Below are 8,519 nucleotides of genomic sequence, written 5' to 3' on the forward strand. Positions count from 1 at the left end.
TGACCTCCTTGGACAGTCCGGTGACCGGGTGAGGTCACCGGTAGCGAGACCCTAGACCCGGGACACCGCCGGGGGGACCCGCCACAAGTCGCCTGCACCCCTTTCGGCCCAACGTTCTCACCGACCGTGCCGGAACGATCACTCGCACGCGCGCCGTAGAATGGGACTTTCCTGTCGATTTCGACAGGAAAGCCTAAGAAAACCTTCAGGTTGGGTGGTTACCTTTCAACCATGACGACGCCCAAGGTCACCGCCAGGTCCCCGCTGGCCCTGCTGGCCGCCGTGGCCTCGGTCGCCGGCGGAGCGCTGCTGATCCTGCTCCTGCAGGTCCTCCCCGCCACCAGCGACATCAGCCCGATCCGCCGCACCATCAGCGAATACGCGCTCAGCGAGAACAAGTGGATCTTCGACGTCGCGGTCCTGCTGGTCGCGTTCGGCTCGGCGATCGGCTTCGGCGCGCTGATCCGCCGCAAGCACCTGCCCGCGCTGTCCGCGGCCTCGGTCTTCTGCGGTCTCTGGACGGTGAGCCTGGTGGTGATCGTGGCGTTCCCCAAGAACAACTGGGCGATCGGGCCGAGCACCGGCGGGACGGTGCACCGGATCGCGAGCGTCGTGGCCTTCGTCTGCCTGCCGCTGGCCGTGTGGTTCGCGGCGAAGGCCGTCTTCCCCTCCTCGCCCGCGCGGCGTGCGGTGACGCGGGTGCTCGCGGTGGCGGCCTTGGCCTGGTTCGGCGTGATCCTCGGGGCGATCGTGGTCTCGATGAACGGCGGCGAGCCCTGGTGGCGGGCGATCCCGCTCGGGCTGGTCGAGCGCGCGATGGCGCTGACCGGGCTGATCGCGCTCGCGTCGCTGCTCATCCCCGCGCGCGTGGTCACCGCACCGGTGACCGAGCAGGCCGAAGCGCTCGAGATCGCGTCCTGAAAGTTCCTCCCGGCGTCCTGTCCATTTGACGGTCTCCCGCTCGTAGTGGTGTCGTGCGGCAAGCAGGCCGCGCGGAACCAGGAACGGGAGTACCACCGTGAAGTACATGTTGCTGATCCAGGCCGCGACGGGCGCCGTCGAGCCCCAGTGCACCTTCGAGGACTGGATGGCCTACGACAAGCAGGTCAAGGACGCCGGGATCTGGTCCGCCGGGGAGTCGCTGGCCGACCTCGTCACCGCGACGACGGTGACGGTCGATCGCGACGGGAAGCGGACGGTGACCGACGGGCCCTTCGCCGAGGCGCGCGAGGTACTAGGCGGTTTCTACGTCATCGACGTGCCGGACCTGGACGTCGCGCTCGACTGGGCGGCCCGCTGCCCCGGCGCCCGGGACGGCTCGGTGGTGGTCCGCCCGGTCGCCGACTTCGCCGCCTGACCGTGGACGAGCGGAGCGCCGGAATGGCGTCGGTCGAGGCGGTGTTCCGCGAGGAACGGGGCAGGCTCCTCGCCGCGCTCGTGCGCCGCTTCGGCGACTTGGACCTGGCCGAAGAGGTCACGTCCGAGGCAATCGAAGCGGCGCTGGAGCGCTGGCCGGTGGACGGTGTCCCGCCGCGGCCGGGCGCGTGGCTGATGACCACCGCGCGGCGCAAGGCCGTCGACCGGCTGCGCCGTGACCAGGCCTACGCGGCCAAACTCGCGGTCCTGCAGGTGGAAGCGGACCGAGCCGATCCCGTACAGGACGCCGGTGACAACCTGCCGGACGAGCGGCTGCGGCTGTTCTTCACCTGCGCCCATCCCGCCCTGCCCGTCGAGGACCGGGGTGCGCTGACGCTGCGGTTTCTCGCCGGGCTGACCACGCCGGAAGTGGCACGGGCCTTTCTCGTCCCGGTGCCGACGATGGCGAAACGGATCGTGCGGGCGAAGAAGAAGATCAGCGAGGCCCGCATCCCGTTCCGCGTTCCCGGACCGGACGAACTACCCGAGCGGCTGCCGGGTGTGCTGCAGGCGGTGTACTCGATCTTCACCGAGGGCTACGCGGCCAGTTCGGGAGCGAGTCTGCAGCGGGCCGACCTCGCCGAGGAGGCCATCCGGCTCGGCCGCGTCCTGCGCGGGCTCATGCCCGCCGATCAGGAGGTGGCGGGGTTGCTCGCGCTGATGGTGCTCGTCCACGCCCGGCGGGACGCCCGGACCGGGCCGGACGGTGAACCGGTCCTCCTGGCGGAGCAGGACCGGAGCCGGTGGAACCGGGAGCTGATCGAAGAGGGCGGTGACCTGGTGGTCGCCTCGTTGACCGGTGGCCCGCCGGGCCCGTACGGGGTGCAGGCCGCGATCGCGGCCCTGCACGACGAAGCGGCCGACGTCGAAACCACCGACTGGCCGCAGATCGTGGCGCTCTACGACGTCCTGCTGACCTTGGATCCCTCCCCCGTCGTCGCGCTCAACCGCGCCGTAGCCGTCGCCCTGCGCGACGGCCCGGCCGCGGGGCTCGCGCTGCTCGACGAACTGACCGGTGAACCGTTGCTCCGCGGCTATCCTCCCTTCGCGATCGCCCGGGCCGATCTGCTGCAACGGCTGGGCCGCCATGACGCGGCGGCCACGGCCTACCGCGAAGCGATCGCGCTCGCCCCGACAGAACCCGAACGCGCACACCTGCGGCGACGGCTCGCCGCCTTCGAATCCCTTGCGGAGACACGATGACCGCTGAACACCTAGCCCGCGCTTGGGACGAAGCCGCCGCCGGCTACGACGCCTACTACGTTCCCCGGTTCGCGCCATGGGTCTCCGCGGCGGTGCACGCCCTCCCCGCGGTACTGCCCGAAGGCCCCGTCGTCGTCCCCTGCTGCGGTACCTTCCCGGAGCTCGACGAGCTCGGCGCGCGCCTGCCAGGCCGCGAGATCGTCGGCCTCGATCTGTCCGCGGGTATGGCCGCGAGGGCGCGGCAGCGGGCCGCGGGCAACCCGCTTGTGCGCGTCGTCGAAGGTGACGCCTCGGAACTCGAACCGGCCTCGGCCGCCGCGGTCGTCTCGGTCTTCGGCCTCCAGCAACTACCCGAACCCGACGCCGCACTCCGGTCCTGGGCGGGCGCGCTGCGCCCGGGCGGCGTGCTTTCGGTCGTCTACTGGCCGCACAGCACCGAACCGGGCGGGCCGTTCACGGTGCTGTCCGAGGTGCTGCGGGAACGCGTCCCCGCGGGCGATCGCTCCTGGGAAGAACGGCTCGTGCCCGCGCTGGAAGACGTCGTGCCCGAACGGGACGAGCCCTTGTCGTTCCCGATGACCCACCCCGACGCGGACACGTTCTTCACCGCGCACACCCGGTCAGGACCGATGCGGCCGCTGGCGGACGCGCGCGGTGAAGAGTTCATCGCCGCGCTGCGCGCGGAATTCCTGCGAAGGTCCCCGGCAGGGGAATGGCGGCACCGTCCGGCTGCCCGGCATATCGTCGCGCGGGCTTGACCTCGTCCTCTTTCGCGTCCTTGCGCAAGCGTGCGGTGCAGACCGACAGGTGCACCACGTCGGCGCGTTTGTGATGGCGGTACACGTGAACGTCGGAGGCGAAGCACGCCGCCGCGAGCAGAGCCCGCCGCTGCTCGATGCGCTCGTAGCCGACCCCGGCCGGACAGAACACGGTGACCTCGATCTCGTCGCCGCGCGGTTTGGTCCACAGGATCATCGGCAGTTTGCCGTCGAGCGTGCACACCCTGGCCCGGGCGAATCCGGTCCGCAGCCGGTGCTGCACGACGATCGAGCGGAGCCGGTCGCGGAGGAATCGCCGCGCCGAGCGCCAGTAGAACAGCCAGTTCGCGACACCGAACAGCACGACCGCGCCCCAGATCGGGCCGACCGCCTGGAACAGGGAGTACAACGCGTACGGGAGTACGAGCAGCGCGCCGATCTCGTACCGCCAGTGGTACAAGGCGACGATCGGGTTGGGCCTCCTGACCACCGTGATCTCCCTGGCCAGCTCGGCGATCGCCTGGGGTTCCTGCCAACGGCTCATGACCTTCCTCCTGTCCGTTCGGCGATGTGCTCGGCGGCCACGGCCGCCGCGGGAATGGAGCGGACGACACCGGCACCGGCGCAGTCCGGGCAAACGGCGTCCTCGTAGGGCCACCACCCCGTGCCCCCGCAGGGCGCGCACGCGTGGACGGTGTCCCAGCGGGGGTCGCGGTAGACGCGGCGCCTGCTGTCCGGCACCCGCGACACCTGCCAGCCGCGAGCGGCCGCGCGCGTGTCCTCGCCGGTCGCGAAGAGCCATTCGTGGAAGCGTTCGAGAAGCCGATCGAACCAGGATCGGGGCGCTGCCGTGTGGTTCTCGTGGTGGGACATGAGGTTCACCCCCGATGCAGCCAAGCGCGAACTCGGGTCGGCCCACACGGCGCCTACTCCGGCATTCGTGTGGTCCACAGGCGACGCGAACCGGGTCAGATGCGCAGCGTCACATTCAGATGGCTGACAGCATCCACTTTCCGGCCGTGCCCGGGTCGGACCAGTACTCGCGACCAGGTGGGTCACGCACGCCAGGACCAGGCAGAACAGGGCCTATCGCGGCTCCCGGCACGTTGTGACACGACGTTGACCCACGCGCCAGCACGGTCCGATCCTCTTGCTGTACTCTCCCCGTTGTGTGCACGTTCAGTCACCGCCCTACATTGCCTACCAAAGGTAGGTAAGCCCGTGTCTAGTGCCTACATGAAGCCTACATCGGCCGGGCGGCGGCCGGTAAGCCCCGATGCGGAAACCGTTACCGCGTCGGGTGTCGGACGTGAGCTGCGGCGGCTGCGCAAGGCCGCGGGCGAAACGCAGGCGGAGACCGCCCGGATCATCGGCGTGACCAGGGCGAACCTGACCCAGTGGGAGACCGGGAAATACCTGCCGTCGGCGCACAACGCGCGTCAGCTCGACGATCACTTCCGTGCCGCGAACGCGCTGTTCACGCTGGTGGAGACCGCCCGTTCACCCCACGAGCACACGCCGCCCGCCGCCGGTGACGCCGCCATCGTCGACACCTCGCGGTCACTGCTGCAGGTCTTCCACACCGTCGGCGCCAAACTCGCCGAGCGCCTGATCCGGGACGAGCACGGGAAACCGCTGGGCTGGCGGCACAACCTGCAGAAGAGCACCGGCCCGAAGGCGCTCAGCACCGCGTACGGGATCAACACCATGCTGGTGGTAGGCGATCCCTACATCGACCTACATACGCTCGCCGAAGATCTGTACCGGCTTCAATCGGCACAGGGCTGGCGTGGCCGCGCGGGCGGCAAACGGCCGGAGACGACCGCGTCCGTGGTGGACGCGCTCTTCCGCACCAGCACCATGTCCGCCGACGAAGGGCTGGACCAGCTCGAAGGGTCGCTCGACCCGTACAGCAGGACCCGCCCCTACCTGTTGTCCGCCGTGCTGCACACGGCGGTCCGGCTCCGGCCGGACGCCCCGCTGACCGACCGGTTGATCGACGCCCTCCTGGCGGCCCGGCTCGACTTCGACGGCTCACAGCTGTGGCCGGAGAAGAACGAGGCCGGGCTCGTCGCCCCGGAGGCTTCGGTGGTGCACACCGCTCGCTCGGTCGTCGCTCTGCGGGAAGTCCTGCGCAGCCGTGAAGATCGCAACGACGTCCGAGAGGCGGCCGACGAAGCCACACAATGGCTCATCGACCGGTCGCATTCGGACGATGGCGTGGCCGAGGATCTCGAACGGCCTCGCCCCGACGGGGAAGGAACGACCCGGATCATCATCCGGCACTTCACCGCAGCCTGGGTCGTCCAAGCGCTCGCCACCGCCCCCTTCCTGCCACTCCCCCGGCTCAACCGGGCGCTCGGAACCCTTTGGGAGCGCTACGACGCCGATCAGGGACTGTGGGCCTGGGGAAGCGGCGACCTACCCATCTGGCAGACGTTGGACGCCGTCACCGCGCTCCGCGCGGCCGCCTTGGCCGCCGCCGGGCCCCCGCTCAGCCCTCCAGGAACTCCAGGTACGACTGAATGATCGACACCCCGCCCCCGAACCTCACGGCCGCTCCCGCGGGCGCGCACGCGTTCCTCCGTGACCTCACCGGGAGCCGCCCCGGCCACGGTGACGCGGACCTTCCCTGGCTGCGCACGGTCGCGCACCGGGTACAGGACTCCCCCGGCATTTTCCTTTCGTGGCTCGAAGAAATCCTCGGCGACGAGGAAGCCGTCCACGCCGCGGCGAAACGTTCCTACTGGCATCCCAACGGATTCGCCAAAATGGTGCTCCACGCGTCGGCCGATTTCCGCATCCGGCTCCATGTCTGGCCGGACTCCGCGGAGCCGTCCCGCGGCGAGTCCAATCCGCACAGCCATCGATGGGAATTCGCCTCGGCCATCGTCGCGGGCGAAGGCCTCCACATGGTCGAGTTCCACGAAACGACAGAAGGCGGGAAGCCGTACGACCGGTACCGTTACGGCGCCGATCCGGCGAATCCGGCCGCGTTGCTCGCGGACGGCACCGCCCGGCTCGCGGTGGAGAAGACCCCGCACGTCCGGCTCGGCGACGTCTACTCGTGCGACACCGCCGTCGTGCACACGGTCCGGCCCATCACAGCGGGATTGACCGCGACGGTGGTGGTCCAGGGGCCGCACCGCACCGGCACCACGGTCGTGTACTGCGAGCCCGGCGAGTCCGACGACCAGCCCAACGGCGAACTGACCGAAACCGATTTCCGTGTCCTGGTCGGCGCCGTCGTGAAAGCGGTGGCGTCATGCCGCTGACCTGGCTCGCCCCGCGCCGCGGGATCCTGACCGACCGGGCCATCAAACGCGCGCACCGCACCGGGGAACTCACGATCACCCCGTTCGAGCCCGGCCTCGTCCGTCCCGCCGCGATCAGCCTCCGGCTCGGACGTAAGGCGTTCGCGCTGGAATCGACCGGGACCGTCGACATCGCCGACCGGAGCACGTATCCGGAGCTCCGGCCGAAGGAACTCGACGCCGATGGCAGGCTGCGCGTCGAGCCCGGCGAAGTCGTTCTCGCGCCGACGCTGGAGAAGATCGGGCTTTCGGAAAGGCTCGCCGGGCTCGTCGACGGCACGAGCGACTACGCGCGGCTCGGCATCAGCGTCGTCCTGTGCGGTCAGGTCAGCCCCGGCTTCGGCAGTGAGACCGGCGCCGTGCTGACCCTGGAGATCGTGAACCACCTGCGGCATCCGGTACTCCTGCACCCCGGAACGCGGATCTGCAACCTGATGCTGTTCGCCTCCACCGGCAGCGAGCAGCCCTACGGCACGATGCCGGACAACTACTCCAGCGACCACGACGTCGCCCCGTCCCGATTGGCGGATCATGTCGGGCGTAACTGAACTTTCGCCGGTCGGCGACGACGTCCGGCTAGGCGAACTGGGCGAGCACGCGATCCTGGAGCACATCCTGCGGCCGCGCTACGGCGGTGTCCGGGGCTTCGGGGACGACTGCGCGGTCCTCGACGCCGCGGAAGGACTTCGCGGCGAACTGGTCGCCACCACCGACAGCTGCCCCACGCCGCTGGTCACCATCCTCGGCGAAACGGATCCCTACCACGCCGGGTGGCTGCTGGCGACGATCAACCTCTCCGATCTGGCCGCGGCCGGCGCCACCCCGCTCGGCCTGGTCGTCAACTACACGCTCCCGAAGACGACCACGGCGGGCGAGTTCCGGCGGCTTCTCGACGGCGTGGACGACTGCACGGAGGTGCACGGCACCAAGGTCGTCGGCGGCGATCTCCGGGACGGCCCGGTCCGGCAGCTCACCGCGACCGCGATCGGCCGGTGCGTCCCCGGCGGACGGCTCGGTCGCGCGGGCGCCGAAGCCGGGGATCGCCTGCTGCTGGTCGGTTCGCCCGGCTATCTGTGGGCGTACGCGCTGCTCGTCGAAAAGCAGGCACGGCTCGCCGAACCGCTTTTCGCGGACATCCGCGAGCGCGCCTGCCGCCCGATGGCCCAGGTGGCCGCGGGCAGGATTCTCGCCACGACAGGGTTGGCACGCGCCGCGATGGACGTCTCCGACGGTCTCTTCCCGACCGTGCGAACCCTGTGCGGTGCCAACGGTCTCGGCGCGCGGATCAGCACGGACATCCGGCTGGACGACGCGCCCGCCGACGTCTGCGCGCAGTCGGGGCTCGGCCGCTTCGAGCTCGCACAGGCCTGGGGTGACTGGACACTCGTGGTCGCCGTGCGGGCGCAGGATGTCGAACTCGCCAAGAAAACCCTCGCCGGCGAAGGCGTCGCGGCCCAGGAAATCGGCAGCCTCGTACCCCGCGAGGAAGGCATTTCGCTCGACGACGGCGAACTTTGGGAAGGGATCGCGCAGGAGCGTTTCTCGCCCAGTTCCTGGCACGGCGGCGAGGTGCCGAAGCTGATCACCGAGGTTCTCGGCAGGCGGGCGGGCTGACCTGCGGCCGGTCGTGAGTGGTGAGGACGGTTCTGACGACACTCACCACTCACGAGACCCAACCCGGTTCGGTACTGGTGTTTCTTGCCCGCCCGAGTACGTGAAGGACCCCTTCATGTACTGCCGGTGCTTGGCCGGGGGTTGCGAAAGCCACTTTCGCAACGTTGAAGGTTGCGAAAGTTGGGTTTGCAAACACCGGCCCCCGGCCCGCGCC

General features: G+C 70.0%; 10 protein-coding genes. 8 read left to right on the forward strand and 2 right to left on the reverse strand.

Annotation, left to right across the window (positions count from 1 at the left end):
• The first annotated feature begins 231 nt into the window (after positions 1-231).
• From ACZ3HL_RS41285 to ACZ3HL_RS41300, 4 genes are all read left to right on the forward strand, one after another.
• A complete protein-coding gene (locus ACZ3HL_RS41285; RefSeq protein ID WP_465537217.1) occupies positions 232-921 on the forward strand; it encodes a DUF998 domain-containing protein in 690 nt (229 codons plus the stop codon).
• A gap of 97 nt (positions 922-1,018) precedes the next feature.
• Positions 1,019-1,357, forward strand: coding sequence for a YciI family protein (locus tag ACZ3HL_RS41290; protein WP_465412444.1), 339 nt, complete (start codon positions 1,019-1,021; stop codon positions 1,355-1,357).
• A gap of 23 nt (positions 1,358-1,380) precedes the next feature.
• On the forward strand, positions 1,381-2,619 hold the full coding sequence (locus ACZ3HL_RS41295) for an RNA polymerase sigma factor (RefSeq protein WP_465537219.1): 1,239 nt from the start codon (positions 1,381-1,383) through the stop codon (positions 2,617-2,619).
• Positions 2,616-3,377: a class I SAM-dependent methyltransferase gene (locus ACZ3HL_RS41300; RefSeq protein ID WP_465537221.1), complete on the forward strand. Its 762-nt coding sequence runs from the start codon at positions 2,616-2,618 to the stop codon at positions 3,375-3,377. Before ACZ3HL_RS41295 ends, ACZ3HL_RS41300 begins: the two co-directional genes overlap by 4 nt.
• Here the strand turns inward: ACZ3HL_RS41300 and ACZ3HL_RS41305 are convergent.
• Positions 3,283-3,921, reverse strand: coding sequence for a hypothetical protein (locus ACZ3HL_RS41305; protein ID WP_465537222.1), 639 nt, complete (start codon positions 3,919-3,921; stop codon positions 3,283-3,285). The genes ACZ3HL_RS41300 and ACZ3HL_RS41305 overlap by 95 nt on opposite strands.
• On the reverse strand, positions 3,918-4,250 hold the full coding sequence (locus ACZ3HL_RS41310) for a hypothetical protein (RefSeq protein WP_465412440.1): 333 nt from the start codon (positions 4,248-4,250) through the stop codon (positions 3,918-3,920). The genes ACZ3HL_RS41305 and ACZ3HL_RS41310 overlap by 4 nt, the downstream gene beginning before the upstream one ends.
• A gap of 363 nt (positions 4,251-4,613) precedes the next feature.
• On the opposite strand from ACZ3HL_RS41310, the gene ACZ3HL_RS41315 reads away from it, so the two are divergent.
• From ACZ3HL_RS41315 to ACZ3HL_RS41330, 4 genes are read left to right on the forward strand one after another with little or no spacing between them, the layout of a single operon-like run.
• Positions 4,614-5,906, forward strand: a complete 1,293-nt coding sequence (locus tag ACZ3HL_RS41315) for a helix-turn-helix transcriptional regulator (protein ID WP_465537224.1) — start codon at positions 4,614-4,616, stop codon at positions 5,904-5,906.
• Positions 5,903-6,652 carry a hypothetical protein gene (locus ACZ3HL_RS41320; RefSeq protein ID WP_465537226.1) on the forward strand — a complete coding sequence of 250 codons (750 nt, stop codon included), beginning with the start codon at positions 5,903-5,905 and terminating at the stop codon, positions 6,650-6,652. The genes ACZ3HL_RS41315 and ACZ3HL_RS41320 overlap by 4 nt, the downstream gene beginning before the upstream one ends.
• Positions 6,643-7,239: a dCTP deaminase gene (dcd, locus tag ACZ3HL_RS41325; RefSeq protein WP_465537227.1), complete on the forward strand. Its 597-nt coding sequence runs from the start codon at positions 6,643-6,645 to the stop codon at positions 7,237-7,239. The genes ACZ3HL_RS41320 and dcd overlap by 10 nt, the downstream gene beginning before the upstream one ends.
• Positions 7,223-8,305, forward strand: a complete 1,083-nt coding sequence (locus tag ACZ3HL_RS41330; protein WP_465537228.1) for a thiamine-phosphate kinase — start codon at positions 7,223-7,225, stop codon at positions 8,303-8,305. The genes dcd and ACZ3HL_RS41330 overlap by 17 nt, the downstream gene beginning before the upstream one ends.
• Positions 8,306-8,519: the final 214 nt, after the last annotated feature.

The organism is Amycolatopsis sp. NPDC000009 (assembly GCF_055563465.1).

What these genes read in the sequence shown, in the direction of transcription:
- ACZ3HL_RS41295 (WP_465537219.1), top strand. Translation starts at nt 1,381, where the DNA reads ATGGCGTCGGTCGAGGCGGTGTTCCGCGAGGAACGGGGCAGGCTCCTC.
- ACZ3HL_RS41305 (WP_465537222.1), bottom strand. Translation starts at nt 3,921, where the DNA reads ATGAGCCGTTGGCAGGAACCCCAGGCGATCGCCGAGCTGGCCAGGGAG.
- ACZ3HL_RS41300 (WP_465537221.1), top strand. Translation starts at nt 2,616, where the DNA reads ATGACCGCTGAACACCTAGCCCGCGCTTGGGACGAAGCCGCCGCCGGC.
- ACZ3HL_RS41315 (WP_465537224.1), top strand. Translation starts at nt 4,614, where the DNA reads ATGAAGCCTACATCGGCCGGGCGGCGGCCGGTAAGCCCCGATGCGGAA.
- ACZ3HL_RS41285 (WP_465537217.1), top strand. Translation starts at nt 232, where the DNA reads ATGACGACGCCCAAGGTCACCGCCAGGTCCCCGCTGGCCCTGCTGGCC.
- ACZ3HL_RS41320 (WP_465537226.1), top strand. Translation starts at nt 5,903, where the DNA reads ATGATCGACACCCCGCCCCCGAACCTCACGGCCGCTCCCGCGGGCGCG.
- ACZ3HL_RS41310 (WP_465412440.1), bottom strand. Translation starts at nt 4,250, where the DNA reads ATGTCCCACCACGAGAACCACACGGCAGCGCCCCGATCCTGGTTCGAT.
- dcd (WP_465537227.1), top strand. Translation starts at nt 6,643, where the DNA reads ATGCCGCTGACCTGGCTCGCCCCGCGCCGCGGGATCCTGACCGACCGG.
- ACZ3HL_RS41330 (WP_465537228.1), top strand. Translation starts at nt 7,223, where the DNA reads ATGTCGGGCGTAACTGAACTTTCGCCGGTCGGCGACGACGTCCGGCTA.